Annotated in this window: 16 protein-coding genes and 1 tRNA gene; 14 read left to right on the top strand and 3 right to left on the bottom strand. The window is 39.6% G+C overall.

Features of this window, described 5'->3' with window-relative positions:
* The first annotated feature begins 24 nt into the window (after positions 1-24).
* Positions 25-1,566 carry a hypothetical protein gene (locus tag ACICP9_RS04005; RefSeq protein WP_395496974.1) on the top strand — a complete coding sequence of 514 codons (1,542 nt, stop codon included), beginning with the start codon at positions 25-27 and terminating at the stop codon, positions 1,564-1,566.
* Positions 1,567-1,776: 210 nt separating this feature from the next.
* On the opposite strand, the gene ACICP9_RS04000 is transcribed toward ACICP9_RS04005, so the two are convergent.
* A tRNA-Phe gene (locus ACICP9_RS04000) sits at positions 1,777-1,852 on the bottom strand.
* A 280-nt stretch (positions 1,853-2,132) separates the two neighbouring features.
* On the opposite strand from ACICP9_RS04000, the gene icmT reads away from it, so the two are divergent.
* The 9 genes from icmT to ACICP9_RS03955 all read left to right on the top strand — a co-directional run bounded on the left by icmT (position 2,133) and on the right by ACICP9_RS03955 (position 14,866).
* Positions 2,133-2,393, top strand: a complete 261-nt coding sequence (gene icmT, locus ACICP9_RS03995) for an IcmT/TraK family protein (protein ID WP_071661885.1) — start codon at positions 2,133-2,135, stop codon at positions 2,391-2,393.
* Positions 2,394-2,400: 7 nt separating this feature from the next.
* Positions 2,401-2,739, top strand: coding sequence for a type IV secretion IcmS family protein (locus ACICP9_RS03990; protein WP_395496972.1), 339 nt, complete (start codon positions 2,401-2,403; stop codon positions 2,737-2,739).
* A 220-nt stretch (positions 2,740-2,959) separates the two neighbouring features.
* Positions 2,960-6,097: a bifunctional proline dehydrogenase/L-glutamate gamma-semialdehyde dehydrogenase PutA gene (putA, locus tag ACICP9_RS03985; protein ID WP_395496970.1), complete on the top strand. Its 3,138-nt coding sequence runs from the start codon at positions 2,960-2,962 to the stop codon at positions 6,095-6,097.
* A complete protein-coding gene (locus tag ACICP9_RS03980; protein WP_071661921.1) occupies positions 6,094-7,269 on the top strand; it encodes a cation:proton antiporter in 1,176 nt (391 codons plus the stop codon). The genes putA and ACICP9_RS03980 overlap by 4 nt, the downstream gene beginning before the upstream one ends.
* A gap of 120 nt (positions 7,270-7,389) precedes the next feature.
* Entirely contained in the window at positions 7,390-8,133 is a 744-nt protein-coding gene (locus tag ACICP9_RS03975; protein WP_395496968.1) for a hypothetical protein, read from the top strand.
* Positions 8,134-8,202: 69 nt separating this feature from the next.
* Positions 8,203-10,866 (top strand): pyruvate dehydrogenase (acetyl-transferring), homodimeric type, encoded by a 2,664-nt coding sequence (aceE, locus tag ACICP9_RS03970; RefSeq protein WP_395496966.1) that lies wholly within the window; start codon positions 8,203-8,205, stop codon positions 10,864-10,866.
* 95 nt (positions 10,867-10,961) lie between these two features.
* The gene (locus tag ACICP9_RS03965; RefSeq protein WP_395496964.1) at positions 10,962-12,275 is read left to right on the top strand and encodes a 2-oxo acid dehydrogenase subunit E2; all 1,314 of its coding nucleotides are present in this window, start codon (positions 10,962-10,964) and stop codon (positions 12,273-12,275) included.
* Positions 12,276-12,421: 146 nt separating this feature from the next.
* On the top strand, positions 12,422-13,834 hold the full coding sequence (gene lpdA, locus ACICP9_RS03960) for a dihydrolipoyl dehydrogenase (RefSeq protein ID WP_395496962.1): 1,413 nt from the start codon (positions 12,422-12,424) through the stop codon (positions 13,832-13,834).
* Between the two features lie 141 nt (positions 13,835-13,975).
* The gene (locus tag ACICP9_RS03955; protein ID WP_071661892.1) at positions 13,976-14,866 is read left to right on the top strand and encodes a hypothetical protein; all 891 of its coding nucleotides are present in this window, start codon (positions 13,976-13,978) and stop codon (positions 14,864-14,866) included.
* Here the strand turns inward: ACICP9_RS03955 and recG are convergent.
* Positions 14,863-17,022 (bottom strand): ATP-dependent DNA helicase RecG, encoded by a 2,160-nt coding sequence (recG, locus tag ACICP9_RS03950; protein WP_395496960.1) that lies wholly within the window; start codon positions 17,020-17,022, stop codon positions 14,863-14,865. The two genes, ACICP9_RS03955 and recG, sit on opposite strands and share 4 nt — an antisense overlap.
* A 240-nt stretch (positions 17,023-17,262) precedes the next feature.
* On the opposite strand from recG, the gene accB reads away from it, so the two are divergent.
* The 4 genes from accB to hemA all read left to right on the top strand — a co-directional run bounded on the left by accB (position 17,263) and on the right by hemA (position 21,261).
* Positions 17,263-17,703 carry an acetyl-CoA carboxylase biotin carboxyl carrier protein gene (accB, locus tag ACICP9_RS03945; RefSeq protein WP_395496958.1) on the top strand — a complete coding sequence of 147 codons (441 nt, stop codon included), beginning with the start codon at positions 17,263-17,265 and terminating at the stop codon, positions 17,701-17,703.
* 75 nt (positions 17,704-17,778) lie between these two features.
* Positions 17,779-19,119, top strand: a complete 1,341-nt coding sequence (gene accC, locus ACICP9_RS03940) for an acetyl-CoA carboxylase biotin carboxylase subunit (RefSeq protein WP_395496956.1) — start codon at positions 17,779-17,781, stop codon at positions 19,117-19,119.
* Positions 19,120-19,140: 21 nt separating this feature from the next.
* Positions 19,141-20,031: a 50S ribosomal protein L11 methyltransferase gene (gene prmA / locus ACICP9_RS03935; protein ID WP_395496954.1), complete on the top strand. Its 891-nt coding sequence runs from the start codon at positions 19,141-19,143 to the stop codon at positions 20,029-20,031.
* Positions 20,032-20,037: 6 nt separating this feature from the next.
* Positions 20,038-21,261 (top strand): glutamyl-tRNA reductase, encoded by a 1,224-nt coding sequence (hemA, locus tag ACICP9_RS03930; protein WP_395496952.1) that lies wholly within the window; start codon positions 20,038-20,040, stop codon positions 21,259-21,261.
* Positions 21,262-21,350: 89 nt separating this feature from the next.
* Here hemA and ACICP9_RS03925 read toward each other — a convergent pair whose 3' ends face one another.
* Positions 21,351-22,034 (bottom strand): hypothetical protein, encoded by a 684-nt coding sequence (locus tag ACICP9_RS03925; protein WP_395496950.1) that lies wholly within the window; start codon positions 22,032-22,034, stop codon positions 21,351-21,353.
* Positions 22,035-22,067 lie beyond the last annotated feature (33 nt).

Below are 22,067 nucleotides of genomic sequence, written 5' to 3'. Positions count from 1 at the left end.
AGGAGGATGTTATTCAAAGAGAGGATGCTAAATAGCTTATTGCAGAACATAGAACAGCGCCTCGCTAAAAAGCCCTTTACATGGATGTCGTGGTGGCGCAATAAAAGGTGGAGCACGTTTTTTTTTATTGTTCCAAAATTAACCGAAGAGCGCCCCTTATGGAAGCGAGATGAAACTAGTCTAAATAACTTGCGATTATTTAACTTAGAACCGCAAACATTGCAAGCTGAGGTACAAGCTTATTGGAGGAGACCTTTTTGGCAACGATGGTGGTTGGGTTTATTGACTGGGATTAATAACAAGCGCAAGGTATGGTCTTATTATCAACGCTGTCTTGCCTTTGGTGAAGTGCAGAAACAACATAATTATGTTGTTTCTGTTTTGAAAAGAAACGAACAAGAGCGAACCCTATTGGCAGAGCTAGTAAACTGGCTTGATGAAAATACGAAGCACTGTGAAAAGACATTGGAAAAACATGCGGGTGATTTAAAATGGCTACAAAATCGGTTTCCATCCGTATTAAGTCAGTATGAGAAAAAAAAAGAACAAGAGTTTTTAAAGCGTTTGGAAAAAAAATTAAAAAAGATAACAACAAAAGAGGATCAAATTCGCCTGCGGTGTCGAATTAAAAAAGAATATCAAGGATTAGTTAAAGTGATGCGTGATTATCTGTTATATCCATTACCCTCCGAACAAGCCAATGTTAGGAATGAAGGGGCAGCAACAGTTATTACGGCAGATGAGGCCACAGAACAAAGTGTTCAAAGTGTTATTGTATCGGATAGACATGAACTGGTTTATGTAGGCCCTGCCCCTGTTACTGTCACAAGAAATATGTCGCGTCTGTGTCTTACAGGAAAAGCGCATCTTGGTGATATGGGCAAAGTAGGTAATTGGGTTTTTTTTCAACGACAAAGGATAGCGAGCTTGCTAGAGGAAGGAAGGCCTGAAGCGTGTATCGAGATAAAAACATTATTAGAAGAAAATCTCAATAGTATAAAGATGTTGATAGAACCACAGATACAAGGGTATCAACAATTGATCAGTAAAGCTAGGCAAGGTAATGTTAACTACAAGGTAGCGATAGAATGCTCAGAAGATCTGCAACGCCGCTTAATGAAGTTTTTTCGCAGCAGTGTTTTGTTATTTCACCCGGACAAATCAAATGGAAACGAGGATTTAAGCCAGATACAGACAGAGTTTTTTCGACAATTTAGGCAATTCTCAGAAATTTCACGTGAGGCAGTGAAAGACGGTTTAGAAATACTAAAAACCTATGCTCCTCAATGTGAAGCGGAGATTCAAAAAATATTAGACGAAATAGAACGTGATCGTAAAGCCTTTAGAGCAGAGCTTGCACAAGTAGGAAAAGAGATTGCACAGATGAGAAAAGAGCGAGAAGAAGCGGCAGCAAAACGCGCGCAAGAGCGAAAGGAGATGAAAGAAGAAATTGAGAAATTAAGACAACTAATGTTGGCACAAAACAGAACTTCAAATCAAACATCCAAAGAAGCAACGTCGTCACAAGAACGGGAAAATAGTAATGGGCTCTTCTTTAGACCCTAGTTAAGGAAGCCAATATATAGAAAGTCATGCGGAGTTAGGTTTTAAATCTAATGGATAAGTATCTCTCCAACAAGGTTTAAAATTAATTAGAAACGAAATATAAATCTATTTTTATGTATCCAATTGTTCAGCTTGAAAATGTGAATTTGGTAAGTAGAAACTTGAAGTTGTAGAGAAGTTTGTTAGTTTATTTATTTTACTTGATTATTCTGGTGGCCGAAGGTGGAATCGAACCACCGACACAAAGATTTTCAGTCTTCTGCTCTACCGACTGAGCTATTCGGCCAGGTTGACGTTTTTTGGTGCAGATTCTATTTTTCGTAAACTTGACGTTAGGTTGCGTATTAAAGCGTTTAGTTAAAGTTGAGTCAAGCGAATCATAAAATTTATTAATTAAACCTGAGTGCAAACGGATAGTTTAAAATACTCATTTTAAATCATCACTAGGATAGCAAGCTAACTCGATGACTACCTGACATTTCTCAACTTTAAATTTGTAGTCAGTTGCTGTATGATTCCCGGCATAAATGATAGAATATTAACCAAACTAGGTCATAGGACTATTTATGGCACGGGTTCCTACAGCAGCACATTGGCGTGATTCGGCGCGTATACCGCGATTCTTTTTAATCGATGCGCGTTCGGCTTTCCCGTTACTTTTATTTTTATTGCATATTCGCGTTTGGAGCTTTCTATTAGCAATAGTCGCCATGGCGTTTTTTGGTTTATTAGAGCACTATGGCTTTTCTGTTACGGTTTTTTTACGTTGGTTACGAACGGTGTTAGCCGGCCCGCGTAAGATGGCTATTCCGTGGTGGAAGGAGTAGAAGTGACATGGAATTAAAAAGAGCACTACATTCCATTGCTATGGCATTAAAGGTCAATTTTACACTGAAGGGTAGGCCCATTACCTATGATGAGGTTTTTTCTGAGGTAGGATTGTTACCAGCAATTGCGCGCCGTGCGGATCAACTCTGCTCGCTCTGTTTAGGTTATGGAATTGGTGTTAGTTTTGATGAAATAGAGCAATCTTTATTAGGAGTGAAAGCAAGCTTTGATGAAGTAACCCCTAATAGTTTACGCTATCTTTGCATTACGGATGTATTATGTGAGTTGATGCAAAATGGAGGCTCAACTGCTCAAACCCCGCTTGATGAACTTATGTACGATTAGTAGTCATTTAAAAGACAACGGATATGAATTATTCTGCATAGAACGTTGGTTAATGCTTTTAAAATACTCACAATTAGATTGTTGGTAAAATGTCGCGTAGTGAAGTAACCGGAATGTATTAACTACATGAAAATTACGAGTCGAGCGACAATGCAGGCAAAAAATTCAAGTGCAGAGTAAATAAAAAAAAATAATTTTTCGGAATTTTATAGAGGCTCAAATGTCGGTTCCCTTAATATCAGTTAAAAAAAATCCGTTAAGATTGGCTATTGCGCAAGCTTATTATGCAGATGAAACGACGTGTGTTAAACAGTTATTACAACAAGCTGCTTTACCTCGTCAAGCGATACAAAAAATTTCACAATGTGCTGCTCAATTAATTGATCAAATTCGTAAGCAGCGTTTATCGAAAGGTGGCTTAGACGCTTTTTTATACGAATACGATTTATCGAGTGAAGAAGGGATTGCATTGATGTGCTTGGCAGAAGCATTGTTACGTATACCTGATAGCAAGACTATCGATGCCTTATTAAAAGATAAAATTACTCATGCCGATTGGGCTTCACACCTAGGTCAAAGTACTTCTTTTTTTGTTAATGCCAGCACTTGGGGCCTTGTTTTAACAGGAAAATTATTACAATCGGATCAAGCGGGTAGTTTGGGTAATGTATTGCGCCGCTTTGTCAGTCGAAGTAGTGCACCTATTATCCGTAAGACAGTCAAACAAGCCATGCAGGTATTAGGTCGTCAATTTGTCATGGGGCAAGGAATTGATGAAGCGCTCAAACGTGCTAAAGCCTATGAAGCGAAAGGCTATTGTTTTTCTTACGATATGTTAGGTGAGGCGGCACGTACCGAAAAAGATGCGGAACGTTATTTTCGAGCCTATTACACTGCAATCACTGCGATTGGTAAGGCGGCATCAAGCAAATCTTTAAACGATGCACCTGGTATTTCAGTTAAATTGTCTGCGCTGCATCCACGATATGAATTTGCTAAAAAAGAAGTGGTGGTTCCTTTTTTAATTAAGCAGTTAAAAATATTAGCTTTAGCAGCGAAAGCGAATAACCTGACACTGACAGTGGATGCCGAAGAAGCTGATCGTTTGGATATTTCCTTAGATATTATTGCTGCAGTATTTTGTGATCCCGATTTAGCGCATTGGGAAGGATTTGGTTTGGCGGTGCAAGCTTATCAAAAACGAGCCCCTTTTGTTATTGATTGGTTAGTTGATCTAGCAAAAAAACAAAATAAACGTTGGATGGTTCGATTAATTAAAGGGGCTTATTGGGATACCGAAATCAAAAATGCACAATTAAAAGGATTGCAAGGCTATCCGGTCTTTACGCGTAAAGCGGCAACGGATGTTTGTTTTGTTGCCTGTGCAAAAAAATTACTGGAACACGCTGCACAAATCTATCCGCAGTTTGCGACACATAATGCTTATACCTTAGCAACGATACTCGAGTTGGCTGGAAAGAATCGAGATTTTGAGATGCAATGCTTACATGGTATGGGTTATACCTTATATGATCATATCGTAGGTTCTAAGCATCTTAATATTCCTTGTCGTGTGTATGCACCGGTAGGCGGGTATGAAGATTTACTTGCCTATTTGGTGAGACGTTTGTTAGAAAATGGCGCGAATACTTCATTTGTGAATCGTATTATTGATCCGGCTATTCCTATCGAAGAAATGTTAGAAGATCCAGTACAAAAATTATCTCAATTGAAAGTCATTCCACATCCTAAAATTCCTTTACCAAGAGATATTTATGGACCCGGCCGCAAAAATTCTCGAGGTATCGATTTTTCAGATAGTGAAACCTGGGAACCACTGGCCAGTCAAATAGACATAGCCTCTAAAAAGTCTTATATCGCGGGACCTTTGATTAAAGGTGTTTTAGTCGATGGCGAGAAAACACGGGCTATCAACAATCCGGCTAATCCACAGGAAATCGTTGGACATGTTAGTTTAGCGAGTGTCGAACAATTGGAACAGGCGATAAGCAACGCGCATCAAATAAATTTTACTTGGGCAAATACACCGATAGAAACACGTGCGACTTGTTTAGAGCGTGCTGCGGATCTTTTTGAGCAACGCTTAAGTGAATTTATGGCGCTAGCGATCAAAGAGGCGGGTAAAACACTCAATGATGCACTGGCTGAAGTACGAGAAGCCGTAGATTTTTGTCGTTATTATGCCATGCGCGCGCGCTTAGATTTAATACCTCAATTATTACCTGGGCCGACGGGTGAGGAAAATTGGTTAAAATTTCAAGGTCGAGGGGTTATTGCCTGTATTAGTCCCTGGAATTTTCCGTTAGCGATTTTTATTGGTCAAGTGACCGCCGCTTTAGTAACGGGTAATACAGTGATTGCTAAGCCTGCAAGTCAAACACCGTTAATCGCTAATGCAGCGGTACAACTTTTACATGAAGCAGGAATTCCAGGGGATGTATTACAACTTGTACCTGCGAGTGGTGCGGTTATTGGGCCAAAAATAACCTTTGATCCTCGGATTAAAGGTATTGTATTTACTGGCTCTACTGAAACTGCGCGTGAAATCAATCAAGGTTTAGCTAGTCGTGAGGGTGGAATTTTACCTTTTATTGCGGAGACCGGTGGACAGAATGCTATGATCGTTGATACATCGGCACTTAAGGAACAAGTGGTGGTTGACGTATTGAACTCCGCTTTTGGTAGTGCCGGACAACGTTGTTCCGCATTACGTGTATTGTTTATCCAAGAAGAAATGGCAGAATCCTTAATTGAAATGCTATGTGGTGCGATGGCGGAACTCAAATTGGGTGATCCTAGTGAGTTGTTTACCGATGTGGGCCCTGTGATCGATAGTATGGCGAAGAAAACCTTACAGGAACATTTTGATCGCATGTCCCAAGAAGCTAAATTGCTTTATCAATGCAAGCTGCCGAGTGGATTGGATCAAACGAACTTTTTTGCTCCTAGTCTATTTGAGTTAACAAGTTTGGATCTTTTAAAACGTGAAGTTTTTGGTCCTATCTTGCATGTAATTCGTTATACCGTTAAAGATCGTGAGCAAGTAATCCAGGCTATCAACCATACTGGGTATGGTTTGACTTTAGGGATACAAAGTCGGATTCAACAAACGGTGGACTTGATTTCGCGCCAGGTTCATGTCGGAAATCAGTATGTGAATCGTTCTATGATAGGCGCAGTGGTGGGCGTACAACCTTTTGGTGGGGAAGGTCTTTCTGGAACAGGACCTAAGGCAGGCGGACCGCATTATTTACCTCGTCTGTGTTTAGAACGTTCATTATCCATCAATACGACGGCGGTGGGAGGTAATGCCTCTTTGCTTTGCCTGGAGGAATAATGGATCAAAGTTTTGTCTTTTCTATTTTTGTCATTTTTACCGGTGCGGCCGTATTAGCAACAATAGCACTGTATACGCGTCAATCTTTATTAGTTGCTTATATTTTACTCGGCTTGATATTAGGTCCTAGTTGTTTAAAGTTAGTGCCAAACTTGGCTCTAGCACGCGACATTGGCGATGTGGGCATTATCTTTTTGTTATTTTTAGTGGGTCTGGATTTAACACCGCAAGAGTTTTATCGTAGCTTACGTAAAACAGCCATTGTGACCTTAGTTTTTAGTGCTTTGTTTACAACGATAGGTTTTGCAGTCGGCTATTTATTTAGTTTTACTCTCTTAGAAAGTTTATTAATCGGCGCTAGTTTAATTTTTTCGAGTACTATTATCGGTCTTAAATTATTGCCCACACTCGCGTTACATCATAAGCCGATTGGTGAAACGATGATCAGTGTGTTGTTGCTACAAGACTTATTAGCCATTGGCATGTTGTTGTTTGTGCATGGTGCCCATCTAACCGGTTCTAAATTAGCCGATTTGGGTTTAACCTTAATTACTTTTCCTTCATTGCTTGCTTTTGCATTTGTCGTCCAACGCTATTTCATTAGTAAATTATTTATTCGTTTTGATCGTGTCCAAGAATATCTTTTTTTAGTTGCGTTAGGTTGGTGTTTAGGGTTAGCGGAATTATCGCGTGCATTGGGCTTGTCAGCAGAAATAGGTGCTTTTTTAGCGGGTGTATCGATAGCAGAAGGGCCGATTGCGGTTTTCATTGCCGATAATTTAAAACCATTGCGTGATTTTTGTTTAATTATGTTTTTCTTTGCGATAGGCGCAAGTTTTGATTTACATTATTTACCGATGGTCATTATACCCGCATTCTTATTAGCAGGATTGGTGTTGTTAATTAAACCCTGGTTATTTCAAGTATTATTGCAAATGTCCGGTGAAAAAAAATATATCGCTCGTGAAGTCGGCGTACGTTTAGGACAAGCCAGCGAATTTTCTTTATTAATTGCTTATTTAGCCGCTGAAACGACACCGGCCTTAATCGGCGATAAAGCAAGCTATTTGATCCAAGCGGTCACTATTTTGACATTTGTGGGTTCATCTTATTGGGTCGTATTACGTTATCCTACACCTTTGGCCTTGAATGAAAAGATGCGAGTAGACTAAACTATGTCTTTTCACTATATATTCACGCCTATGCGAAGAGTATATACTCACATCTGTGCGAAGAGTATAAAGCCGAATAATAATTTTTAAACATAGGGCTAGGATGCCCGGAGGAAGATTATGACATTTATTACACTGTTACTGTGCTTAGCATTGGAACGTTTCTTACATCGAGGTAACTTTTTAGCTCGTTTTAATTGGTTTGAGGAATATGTCAGCAAAATAAATGATATGACTAAAAATAAAACTTGGACACAGCAATATTTTATCCCTTTAATATTAGTCGTATTACCTATTGTGATACCTGTGGCCGTGATTTATTTTTTAAGTGCTGCTTTTATTCAAGGTTTATTAGCTTTTTTAATAGGTGCCGCGGTGCTTTTTTATTGTTTGGGCCCCATCAATATTTTTGATACCAAGCAAATACATCAGCCAATATTTTGGCAAGCCAATGAAGCCTTGTTTGCAGTAATTTTTTGGATGGCCTTGTTAGGCCCTATCGCCGCATTAGTTTATCGTCTTGTTGAACGTTCTGCACACATCCATGCCAGTTATCCTGCTTTAGGAAAGTCAGCTCAACAAGTTCGAGCGTTATTGGATTGGTTACCGGTACGTTTATTTTCAATATTGTTTGCCTTAGCGGGTAATTTTGTACAAACCAGTCAATTTTGTTTCGATTATTTGCTAAGAGATGTTTCATTTAATCGAGAGCTCATTGAAAAAAGTGGGCGCATTGCTTTAGGACTCGATGAGACGGCTGAATTTACGAATGAGAACTATGGTTCCGCTTTAAAACTCATAGACCGTGATTTAATTCTCTTTTTAATTATCGTATTCGCTGTGACGCTGGGCGTGCTGTTATAATTGGCTCACTAAACAGTTAGTACAAAAAATAATCAATCATCAATAGAAGAATTTCTAAAGGTAAGCCTTATGACACAGCAAACTCCTTATCTAGATAAGGATCCGCTTGAAACCAAAGAGTGGATAGATGCCCTTTTATCTGTTTTAAAGTTTGAAGGAGCAGATAGGGCACAATTTCTTATCCAACAACTCGTCAATAAGGCGCGTCAACGGGGCTTAGAGCTCACGACAGATCTCACACCTTATGTGAATACGATTCCTGTCGAATTAGAGCCGTCTTTTCCTGGGGATGAAAAACTAGAGAAACGCATTGCCGCGTTAATTCGTTGGAACGCTGTGATGATGGTGTTACAAGCGGGTAAAGTTTCTTCTGAGCTCGGAGGTCACATAGCGACCTATGCTTCGGCAGCGACCTTGTATGAAGTAGGCTTTAATCATTTTTTTCATGCGGTTAATGCTGAACACGGTGGCGATTTATTGTATATTCAAGGCCATTCTTCACCGGGTATTTATGCACGTGCCTTTTTAGAAGGACGCCTTACAAAAGAGCAATTAGCCCTTTTTCGTCAAGAAATAGGCGGAAAAGGTCTTTCTTCTTATCCTCACCCCTGGCTTATGCCAGAATTTTGGCAATTCCCAACCGTTTCCATGGGCTTAGGTCCTATGCAGGCCATTTACCAAGCACGTTTTTTAAAATATTTACAAAATCGTGGATTATTAGACAACAAAGATAGAAAAGTGTGGATGTTTTGTGGTGATGGAGAAATGGATGAGCCGGAATCACTCGGCGCGCTCTGTATTGCCGCGCGGGAAAAGTTAGATAATCTCATTTTTGTTATTAACTGTAATTTACAACGATTGGATGGGCCCGTACGAGGAAACGGTAAGATAGTCCAAGAATTAGAAGGAGTATTTCGTGGTTCAGGTTGGAATGTCAATAAGGTTTTATGGGGTAGTGCTTGGGATCCATTATTTAAAAAAGATAAGCAAGGTTTGTTACCTCAATTAATGATGGAAACCCTTGACGGTGAATATCAAAATTTCCGTGCGAAAGATGGTACTTACATTCGTGAACATTTTTTTGCGAAATATCCAGAATTAAAAGCTATGGTTGCCGATATGAGTGATGAACAACTATGGCTTTTAAAACGTGGCGGTCATGATATTAAAAAAGTTTATGCGGCTTATAAAGCGGCAGTAGAACATAAAGGTCAGCCAACAGTGATCTTAGCGAAAACTATTAAAGGATATGGGATGGGCACGGCGGGTGAAGGCCAGAATATTACGCATCAACAAAAAAAGATGACACAAGAACAATTACGTACGTTTCGTGATCGTTTCAAACTCTCGATGAGTGATACGGATATTGAAAATTTAAGCTTTTACTGTCCTGATGAAAAAAGCCCAGAAATCAAGTATTTAAAAGCACAGCGAAAAAAATTGGGTGGATATTTACCTGCGCGTCGTATGCGGTCTGACGAAAGTTTAATAGCACCGCCATTAAATAATTTTGACAATGTGTTACAAGGGTCTAAAGGACGCGAAATCTCTACAACCATGGTATTTGTAGAAATTTTGCGTCATCTGTTAAAGGACAAAACCTTAGGTCCGCGTATTGTACCAATAGTACCTGATGAATCACGTACATTTGGTATGGAAGGTTTATTTCGTCAGATTGGTATTTATTCTCCGGTAGGTCAACTCTATGATCCCGTCGATGCGGGTCAATTAATGTATTACCGTGAAGATAAAAAAGGTCAATTATTAGAAGAAGGGATTAATGAAGGGGGTGCATTTTGTTCTTGGATGGCGGCTGCCACTTCTTATAGTACCAATAATTTAAGTATGATCCCTTTTTATATTTATTACTCCATGTTTGGCTATCAACGGGTGGGTGATTTTGTTTGGGCCGCAGGGGATATGCAAGCGCGCGGATTTATTTTAGGTGCCACAGCGGGTAGAACAACCTTAGCGGGTGAGGGATTACAACATCAAGATGGACATAATCTGTTGTTTTTTTCGGTAGTGCCTAACTGTGTGGCTTATGATCCTTGTTTCGGTTATGAATTAGCGGTCATTATTCAAGAAGGCTTGCGTCGCATGATGCAAGAGCAAGAAAATAGTTTTTATTATCTAACTTTAATGAATGAAAACTATGCACATCCTGCATTGAACGAAGCCCATAAAGAAGGCATTCTTAAGGGAATGTATTTATTATCCGAAACCAAACCGAGTAAACGACACGTACAATTATTAGGTTCAGGCACAATTTTAAATGAAGTGATAGCGGCGGCAGAATTATTAAAATCGGATTTTGATGTGACCGCCGATATTTGGAGTGTCACCAGTTTTTCAGAGTGTCGTAAACAAGCCTTAAGCATTGAGCGACATAATTTATTACATCCTAACGAACCCGAACAACAGAGTTATGTGGCGCAATGTTTACAGGATCGAATAGGACCAGTGATTGCTGCAACGGATTACATACGCTTAAATGCCGATCAAATTCGCGGGTTTGTTAAAGCTCCTTATGTGGTATTAGGAACCGATGGATATGGGCGGAGTGATACGCGCGAGCAATTGCGTCAGTTTTTTGAAGTGAATCGTTACTACATTGTGATAGCCAGTTTACATGCCTTGATGGCAGAAGGTTCAGTCAGTACGACCCAAATCGAACAGGCCTTTAAAAAATATGCGATTGATTCTGAAAAGCCAAATCCTTTTACCATTTAACGTTTATTATTTGTGTATGAATATACATGAGGATTGCAAATTGAGCGGTAACAAAGGTAAAAATTCAAGTGCGAAGAGCATTGAGGAGAAAACGTTTGTCTAGTTTAAAAGAAATACATGTTCCAGATTTAGGTAATGTGGCGGCTGCGGCTATTATCGAAATACCCGCTAAAGTAGGACAAGATATTGCGGTAGAAGATGCGCTCATTACATTAGAAAGTGATAAAGCATCGATGGATATTCCATCGCCTTTAGCCGGAAAGCTAAAAGAGTTGAAAGTCAAAGTAGGCGATAAAGTCACTAAAGGTGATTTGATTGCTATTTTAGAAACTGCAGACGCGAGTTCCTCCACTGAAAAAGCGAGTGCGACTTCGGCTGCACCAGCGGAGGTAGAAAAAAAATCTACCCCAGATACAAGCACTAAAATGGCTGGATCAGAATTATCAAATAAAAATATAAATATTTCATCTCGATCGGCAGAGTTAAAGGACGAAATACAAGAAGAAGAGAAGGATGACGAAGAAGATATCCATGCCGGGCCTGGTGTGCGACGTTTAGCACGTGAGTTTGGGCTCGATCTGAATAAAATTAGCGGTACCGGACAAAAAGGTCGCATTATTAAAGAAGACTTACAGAAATTTGTTAAAGCTCATCTAAGTCAAAGTGGTCAGATGGGTTTACCATCCGCGCCGGAGATTGATTTTAATCAATTTGGTAAAACAGAAAAGCAGGCTTTAACGCGGATTAAAAAATTAACCGCTCAATATTTACATCGCAATTGGTTGTTGGTTCCGCATGTCACCCAATTTAACGATGCGGATATTACAGAATTGGAAGTTTTTCGCAAAGCACAAGCGGGGTTTGCTGCCAAGCAAAATATTAAATTAACCCCATTAGTTTTTATTACGAAGGCAGTTGTAACCAGTTTAAAAGCATTTCCATCGTTTAATGCTTCTTTGTCAGCCGATGGCGAGGACTTGATCCTGAAAAAATATTATCATATCGGTATTGCCGTTGATACACCGGAAGGTTTAGTGGTGCCGGTGATACGGGATGTGGATAAAAAAAGTCTTTTAGAATTAGCAAAAGAATTAGGAACAGTGAGTCAGAAAGCACGTGCTAAACAACTGACGGCTGCTGATTTACAAGGTAGTTCATTCACTATCTCAAGTTTAGGAGGTATCGGCGGTACAGCATTTACACCTATAGTGAATGTACCCGATGTGGCTATTTTAGGTGTCTCTAAGGCACAGTTTAAGCCACTCTATCAGGATGGAGAGTTTGTGCCACGATTAATGTTGCCTTTATCGTTATCGTATGATCACCGTGTCATCGATGGTGCGGAAGGTGCTCGTTTCATTATGCATTTAACGGAGTGTCTGTCAGACATACGACGTTGGCTATTGTAATATTCTTCGCACTTGAATTTTTGCCTGTGTTGCCGTTCAACTCGTCATTCTCTTCGCGGCACTTGCCAAAAAACCAATTGCTCTGAGTATATCAAGAAGACTTTGGTATTATTTATTTATATATTAAAATTATTTTAGAGGAATATATGGCTGAATTAGAAATTAAAAAAACCGAAGTACTCGTATTAGGTAGCGGCCCGGGTGGTTACAGCGCTGCATTTCGCGCCGCAGATTTAGGTAAAAAAGTCATACTAGTGGAAAGAGAATCGACATTAGGGGGTGTTTGTTTAAATGTCGGATGTATCCCCTCTAAAGCGTTATTACATGCGGCTAAAGTGATAGAAGACGCCAGCGCCATGGCTGAATTGGGTGTAAGTTTTGGTAAACCTAAAATTGATATCAAACAATTGCGTAGCTGGAAAGATAGTGTCGTAAAAAAATTAACTGGTGGCTTATCCCTGTTAGCTAAACAACGTAAAGTTGAATGCATTGTTGGTGAAGGAAAATTTACCGGGAAAAATGAATTAACGGTTGGAAAACAGAAAATTGTTTTTGAACAAGCCATCATTGCGGTGGGTTCGCAGCCGATACGTTTGCCTTTTTTACCGGATGATCCCCGAATTATCGATTCAACCGGTGCACTTGAATTAAAAGAAGTTCAGCGTAATCTCTTAGTGTTAGGTGGCGGCATCATCGGTATGGAAATGGCAACAGTTTACCATGCCTTGGGTAGTGATATTACCGTGGTAGAAGCTGGTGACATGATCATCAATGGCGCTGATAAAGATATGGTAATGCCTTTATATAAACGTTTGCAAAAACAGTATAAATTTTTATTAAAAACCAAAGTAACCAAAGTCGAAGCTAAGAAAGATGGCCTATGGGTGACGTTTGAAGGTGAGGGAGCTTCAAAACCACAACGATTTGATCAAATTTTATCTGCCGTAGGTCGTAAACCAAATGGAAAATTAATGGGTGCCGAAGTCTTAGGTATCAATGTCACTGAACAAGGTTTTATTCCGGTCGATAAACAACTGAGAACCAATATCCCACATATTTTCGCTATTGGGGATGTCATTGGTAATCCTATGTTGGCACACAAAGCCGTGGCAGAAGGGCGTGTCGCAGCCGAAGTAATTGCCGGTAAAAAGCACTTTTTCGAACCGCGTTGTATTCCTTCCGTGGCTTATACTGATCCCGAAATTACTTGGGTTGGCTTAACGGAAATACTTGCTAAAGAGAAAAATATTCCTTACGAAAAAGCCGTTTTTCCCTGGTTAGCGAGTGGGCGTTCCTTGGGACAAGGGCGTGATGAGGGTTTGACTAAATTATTATTTGATCCCAAAACCCACCGTATTTTGGGCGCAGGCATCGTCGGTCCTAATGCAGGTGAACTGATTGCTGAAATTGCATTGGCGATAGAAATGGGTTGTGAAGCCGAAGATATTGCATTAACGATACATCCTCATCCCACACTATCTGAGACTGTGATGCTAGCCAGTGAAATCTTTGAAGGAACGATTACTGATTTATATATGCCTAAGAAAAAAACGAGTTAATCAAATAAGATGAGTATCAACGAATAGGCACATCTATTATTTTTAATTAATAAAAGAAAGACTGATCCAAGGCAAGGAAGGTGTTACACTTTTTAATGACAGTAGTTTGATAAGAATAGATTTTATTTGCAAGGAGAGTATATGAAAACTTATCGAATAAAAAAAATCTATGCAGATAGTCTAATAGGTTTGCATGGTCTGTATATGACGCCTTCAGAATGTTGGTATTGCGTGAATGTTAATGTGTTTGACCATCAAACGACAAATAGTTTTTTGGCATGCCCTGATTTGTTGACGCATTTACCTAAAAGTTGCGATAGTGGGCTGGTCCATACGGTTTTAAAACAAGCTCAATTTGATAAAAATGCGCCTGAGCAATTCAAAAGACTCAAAGAATATTTGAAGTTAGCCCAACAAAAAGATAAAAATGATGAAATAAAATTTGATTTGGGAGACTCGATTAGGCAATTTTTTTTTGGTTTTTTGGTCATTGCAGTTGGTGGTGTTGGTATTGCTTTGATGCTTCTTCTTATGGGTTTGTCACCCGCTAATTCTGGCTGGATAGCATTATTATTTATTATTCCTGTGCTAGTCTGTACAACGCATGGTTTTATCAAGCTAAGTATAAGCTATTTAAAATTAGGGATGGGAATTTTTTTGTCTTGTTTTAGGAAAAAAAATGTTAGACGGCTAACGGAATTAGAAAATGAACTACATTTTTTTTGCTCTCAAGTACTGCCGCCACCAAGTTATACGGATGTGATGGCAAGTAGTAGTAGTACAGTTTCTCTTTCTGCGCCTGAGTGGGATGTAGAACCTCCTACTTATGAAGAGGCAATTAGATTGGCGCATATGGTGACAGCTCCAGCTTCAGTTCCAATGTCTCTTTCTGCATCGGCTTTATTGGGCAGTCATTCAACCCATTTTTTTCATCAGGCTCATTTTGTTTCTAGCAACAGTCTAATCAATGATAATCCATCATCGCTAACTAGTCAGTATGGTTTTAGTAAAACGATCGCTGCACAACACTAAACTTTGCTATAGCTACCATCATTATTTTCTGCCCAGCGTTGAATAATAGGTTTGATTAAATGAGGATAGTCGCTGTTTAGTGTTGTGCTGAGATTTAAGACATGTGGAATTAAATCATGATCGCGTTTAAGATCAGCGATGCGTAATTGCTGCCAACCGGTTTGGCGCAAGCCCCAAATTTCACCGGGGCCGCGTAATTCTAAATCGCGTTGAGCGATCATAAAACCGTCGTTGCTGCTTCGCATAATACCTAAACGTTCTTTAGCTAATGGGGATAAGGTTTGATAAAGTAAAATACAAAAACTTTTGTTATCACTACGACCGACGCGACCCCGCAATTGATGAAGTTGTGCTAAGCCTAAGCGTTCAGCATTTTCAATGACAATTAAATTAGCACTACTGACATCGACACCCACTTCAATGACTGAAGTGGCTACTAATAAATCAATCTCACCCTTTTTAAAATCACGCATAATCCGTTCTTTTTCAGCACTCGGCAGTCTTCCGTGTATTAATCCCAAGCGTAAATCGGTTAAATCCGCTTTTAATGCTTTAAAAGTCGTTTCAGCCGCTTGATAATGTTGTAAATCCGATTCTTCTATGAGTGGACATACCCAATAGACTTGTTTTTGTTGAGTGCACGTGGCACGCACTCTTTCTATTACATCTGAACGGCGATGATCGGAGAGAACAATAGTTTGTACAGGTAGGCGGCCGGGTGGTAATTCATCTAGAAAAGAAATATCTAAATCGGTAAAACTTGTCATGGCTAAAGTTCGCGGAATCGGTGTGGCGGTCATGAATAGCTGATGGGCTTGTAAATTTTCTTGCTGACCTTTTTTCCATAAGGCTAAACGTTGTTGTACACCAAACCGATGCTGTTCATCGACGATAATGAAACCTAAGTTTTCAAAATGCACGCCATCTTGAAAAAGTGCGTGAGTGCCAATAGCGATATGTGCTTTGCCAATTTTTATTTCATCCAAAATTTGTTTTTTGACTTTGCCTTGTAAACCTGCATTTAAACACACCACATGAAAACCTAAAGGGGTTAGCCAGCGATGAAAATGCTGATAATGCTGTTCACTTAATAATTCAGTTGGAGCCATGAGAGCGACTTGATAGTGATTAGCAATGGCAATTAATGTAGCAAAGGCAGCGACGACGGTTTTACCTGAACCCACATCACCTTGTAATAAGCGCTGCATCGGAATCACGCCTTGCATATCGTGATTAATTTCTTTGATGACGCGTTTTTGTGCTTGAGTTAATTGAAAAGGTAAGGCAGTCAAAAACCGTTTAATTAAAGCAGGATCAGCTTTTAAATGAGGTGCAATTTCGGCAGCACGTTTTTTCTTCATTTGTTGAACACTAAGCGAATGAGCGAGTAATTCTTCTAAGGCCAAACGTTGTTGGGTAATATGTTTTCCAGTTGCTAATTCGTCTAAAGGGGCATCGGCAGGAGGGCGGTGGATGTAATATAAAGCTTCCAATAAAGTAGGGAATTGGATGCGTTTTAGTAAATCTTCGGGTAAATATTCAGGAAAATAATGCTGTTGTTTGTGGATTAACTTAGTTTCAGCCTTTGTGAATAATAAATGTAATACTTGAGTGATCAGTTTGTGCCATAGGCGTTGGGACATACCCGGTGTACTGGGATAAATACCGGTTAAATAATTGGGTAAAATAAGCTGATTATGACTGCGTAAGAATTCATAGTCGGGATGAATCATTTCTAATTCAAAAAACTTATTTTTTTTTGTGCGTATTTCTCCAAAGCAAAGTAAACGCAGTCCTTTTTTAAATTGTTGAGATTGCTTAGGTTTGAAATGAAAAAATCGTAGCGTAATACAGCCTGTCTCATCACTGAGGTTACAAGAATAGCCTTTTCTGCTTTTAATGCGGTGTGAGTCGGCCTGAATAACGCCTGCAATTAGTGCGTGCGTGCCACTACGAAGCGCTTCGATAGGCGTAAGTTGAGTCCTATTTTCATAACGTAACGGTAGATGCAGCAGCAGATCTTGTAAGTTAAGTATTCCACATTTGTTCAAATAGCCGGTTATTTTTTGGCCAACACCGAGCAATTGTGTACAGCTAATTTCTGCCAACGTCTGTTTGTTAGCGACATTGGGGTTTTTTAAACCTAGGTTTTGCATAATGCAATCTCTACGCTAGCGATTATTTAAACAACCAATAAAAATGTCATTATACTCAGCTTAACAAACTTGAGTGTATACTCATAGCAATTGGTTTTTTGGCAAGTGGCGCGAAGAGAGCGAGTTGAGCAGCAACACAGACAAAAATTCAAGTGGGAAGAATAGATAAAGACTAGCAAAGTCAGCTAGGATATGCTCCAATAAGTCGCATATTATTGTTTGAAAAAGAGGCCGTTTTTTATGGATTCGGAAAAAATTAATCAGCTTATTAAACTCCTGAATGAGCATGGTTTGACTGAAATTGAATTTTCTGAAGGGGATCAATCGATACGCATAAAGCGACAATCATCTTCACCTGCTCGGACAACACGCTTACAGCCTAGTTCTGCGGGTGAAATTATGCCACCTCAAACAGCGTCTTCAGCCTTTTCAGATGCTGAAATAAGTGGTCATAAAGTGCGTTCACCGATGGTAGGTACTGTTTATTTGGCGCCCAGTCCAGATGCTCCTCCTTTTGTGAGTTTAGGTCAGACAGTTAAATTAGGTGAAGTGTTGTGTATAGTCGAAGCTATGAAAATGATGAATCAGATTGAAGCAGATAAAGCGGGCATCATTAAAGCTAGGTTAGTAGAAAATGGTACGCCCGTTGAATATAATCAAGCGTTATTCGTGATTGAATAGAAACTTACTAATTGACTTTATTTCGTTCTTGCAACAGCGGGTGTTACGGCTAGAAAAAATGAGTAGGTAAAAATAATGCTAAATAAAGTGGTTATTGCAAATCGTGGTGAAATTGCTTTACGTATTTTACGTGCCTGTAAAGAATTAGGTATACAAACCGTTGCCTTACATTCAACTGCCGATGATAATTTAAAGCATGTGAAATTAGCTGATGAAACGGTTTGTATTGGTCCTCCGTCTGCTGCGAAAAGTTATTTAAACATTCCTGCCATTATCAGTGCGGCTGAAATTACCGATGCGATGGGTATACATCCAGGTTATGGTTTTCTTTCTGAAAATGCAGATTTTGCAGAACGTGTTCAGCAAAGTGGTTTTGTTTTTATTGGGCCTGAGCCTGAGACCATTCGTATGATGGGTGATAAGGTATCGGCAATTGCTGCGATGCGTAAAGCTAAGATTCCTTGTGTACCTGGTTCAGAAGGAGAATTAGATAATGATGACAAAAAAAATCTAAAAATTGCGCAAAAAATTGGTTATCCAGTTTTGATCAAAGCGGCAGGAGGTGGTGGTGGGCGAGGAATACGCGTGGTGCATAGTGAAGCAGCGCTTTTAAATGCGATTGCGATGACACGATCCGAAGCACACGCTAATTTTAAAAACGCAAGCGTCTATTTGGAAAAATTTTTAACGAATCCTAGACATATCGAAATTCAGGTATTAGGTGATGGTCAAGGTCATGCTATACATTTAGGTGAGCGAGATTGTTCAATGCAACGCCGTCATCAAAAGGTTATTGAAGAAGCGCCTGCTGTCGGGATTACTGAAAAGCAACGTCAGCATATGGGTGAACTGTGTGTGAAAGCCTGTCGTGATATGAACTATCGAGGGGCGGGTACTTTTGAATTTCTGTATGAAAATGGTGATTTTTACTTCATTGAAATGAATACACGTATTCAAGTCGAGCATCCTATTACGGAAATGATTACGGGTGTTGATTTAGTGGTTGAGCAATTGCGTATCGCATCCGATGAAAAATTAAATTATAAACAAAAACAAATTAGGATACGGGGTCATGCGATTGAATGTCGTATTAATGCTGAGGACCCGAAAACGTTTATGCCTTCCCCAGGAACAATTACCTTATATCATCCTCCAGGGGGTCCTGGGATCCGTGTTGATACGCCCATTTATACTGGATATCGGGTGCCGCCTTATTATGATTCCTTGATAGGTAAATTAATTGCGTATGGAGAGACACGCGAAATTGCACTGGCACGATTACGCAATGCCTTAGATGAAATTGTGATCGAAGGTATTCATACTAATATTGCGATGCATCAAGCTTTAGTACGTGATGCCAATTTTATTAAAGGTGGAACCAATATCCATTACCTTGAACAACGTTTAGCGTTATAAATAGTATGAGATCTCATTTCAATGATGGCTTGCTTACAATTACATCTTAATACACAGCGCGAGCATACCGAAAGGCTGAGTGAATTTTTAGAGAACGCCTCCGCTTTATCGATTACTTGGCAGGCATTGGATGAACAAAGTGTGTATGAACCCCCTTTAGATAGCACACCCCTTTGGCAGCAAGTTAAAATCAGTGCTGTCTTCCCAGAGCATACTTCATTATCTGCGTTGATGGATGCTTTGCACCAAGAATTTAATGAAAAAATTATTTTAGCCAGTCATAGTGAAATATTAGCGGATCAAGCTTGGGAACGACTATGGCTGAATGATTTTAAACCAATGCGCTTTGGAAAAAAGATCTGGATTTGTCCTAGTGCTTATGAACCACCGGTGAAAACCGCTGTGAATATACGTTTAGACCCGGGTTTAGCCTTTGGTACCGGCACCCATCCGAGTACTGCCTTATGTTTAGAATGGTTAGATAGCCAGCGACTTCAAAATAAAACGGTAATCGATTATGGCTGCGGTTCCGGTATTTTAGCGATAGTGGCTGTCAAATGTGGCGCAAAGCAGGTGATAGCCGTGGATCATGATCCGCAAGCATTAGCTGCAACGACAATGAATGCTGAGAAGAATGAGATATCCGCAGAAAAATTAAAGATTTTTTTGCCTATTGATTTTCAATCGCAGGAACCGGTCGATATTTTTCTGGCTAATATCTTAGCTCAACCCTTGATCGATTTAGCGACTTATTTTAGGTCCTTAGTTAAATCGGGAGCCTATTGTGTATTAGCAGGGATTTTAAATGAACAAATTGAGTCTGTGCAGCAAGCCTATCGTGTTGCAGGATTTAAAATAATGACTATTCATCATCAACAAGAATGGGTCAGTTTGGTGGGGAGTGCAGTGTAAAATTTTATGAAATTGCTTGCCTGTGGAATTAATCATGAAACAGCGGATCTCACAATCAGGGAACAGTTAAGTTTTAGTAAAGATTATTTGGCAAGTTCTTTGCGCGCTATGTTACAGGATACCTTCACAGAAGAGGTTGTGATTTTATCGACCTGTCATCGTACGGAATTCTATTGTATTAATGGTGATCCACAAAATACTATGAACTGGTTGTATCGACATAAAAAGCTTCCACAAGATAGCCTAAAATCTCATTGGTATGTTTACCAGCAAGAAGATGCTTTGCGTCATTTACTGCGTTTAGCCAGCGGTTTAGATTCTAAAATTTTAGGTGAACCACAAATTTTAGGGCAGATAAAACAGGCCTATTCTTTAGCACATTCCTTAGGAAGTGTGGGGGCGCATTTTAATCAACTGTTTCAATATGTATTTTCTGTCAGCAAACAAGTGCGTTTTGCCACTGATATTACCGCCCACCCGGTATCGCTTGCATTTTCGGTGGTGACTTGCGCCAAACAAATTTTTGCCCATTTGGCTGATACGCGGGTTTTGTTGGTAGGTGCGGGCGAGACGATTTCCTTAGTGGCTAAACATTTATTCTCACAAGGCGTTTGTCATTTCTGGATTGCCAATCGAACGCCACAGCAAGCAGAAAAACTGAGCACAGCTATCGACGGCCAGGCGATTTGTTTAAATGCGATCCCTTATTTTTTAGCTAAAGCCGATATTATTATTGCCGCGACGGCGAGTGATGCACCGCTAGTTAAAAAGGTTATGTTAGAAGAGGCTTTAAAAGAACGTAAACGCCGACCTTTATTTATTGCTGATCTCGGTATGCCTAGAGATATAGAGCCTAGTGTCCATGAATTAGAAGATGTATACCTTTATACACTTGATGATTTGCATAAGTTAATCCAGAAGAATCAACAAGGCCGAAAAGCCGCAGCTGTAAAAGCTGAAAGTCTGATAGAAGAAAAGGTTCAACATTACCTAGAACAGTTGAAAATAAAAGCCGCTGCTACACCGATCATTTGTTCTTATCGCCAGAAAGCGGAACAATTCCGTGATGCAGAAGTCAAAAAAGCCTTAGCTTTGTTAGAGAAAGGCCATGCACAAGAGGAAGTCATCAAACACTTAGCTTATCGATTAACCAATAAACTCATCCATGCGCCGAGCGTTGCTTTAAGTAAAGCGGCGAAACTCAATCAAAAAGATCTATTCACAATTTGATCAATGAGATTATGCAAGGACTATAATGCGGGATGGGATGTTCAGGCCGAAACGCAAGCCTCAGCCTGGGGTTGACAAATTATAACGAGTTAGAAGCTTTTACTTACTTGTTTCGTTGGGATTGTATTTTGAGAGTCTTCTATATTTTGACTGCTTGTATTGTTAAATACACTGTACCGTCTGGGTACTGTTACTGTTTTGAGGCTTTCTGAAGCGTCTTCTCCGCTTGACGAAACCAATCTTTCCAATTCATTTTCAATGGATGATTTCATCGATGAATGATGAGGTATTGTTTCCATTATATGATTTCTAGCGTGTTCTAATTGCTTTGATAGATCCTTACTGATCTCAAGTGTTGTTTTAATTTTATTGCAACTGCGTAATGCAAAGAGACTTGCTATGCCCAGACCTGCGCTGGGTAAAAAGGTAGTGAGTACGAGTAAAGGCAGCCAACTCCCGATCGCTGTAAAGATGGGTAGGATAAGCGCAGCCGCAGGCGGAAAAAATTGGACTAATAATGTTGCAGCAGCGAACAATAGGACTGTCGTTATAAAAGCTCCACTAAGCCATAAAATCATTTTATTAGTTTTAATTTTCGCTTTTTTAAAAGCATCTTCAGTTTGAGCTTGATAAGTTTTTTCAAGTGAATCTAAATTTTCAATGAGGCTAGATAGTTTTGGATCGATCTGAGGATTAGCTAAATATTCGCGACTGGCTGGACAAAGTAAAGGGGTATTAATAGTTTTTTCATCAAAATCAAATAGGACGGGCATAATAACCTCATTTTTATTGTAATAAATAATTAA

The organism is Rickettsiella endosymbiont of Litargus connexus (assembly GCF_964277335.1).
In the GTDB taxonomy this organism is placed as follows: domain Bacteria; phylum Pseudomonadota; class Gammaproteobacteria; order Diplorickettsiales; family Diplorickettsiaceae; genus Aquirickettsiella; species Aquirickettsiella isopodorum.
This window is presented reverse-complemented; position numbering and strand designations above follow the sequence as displayed.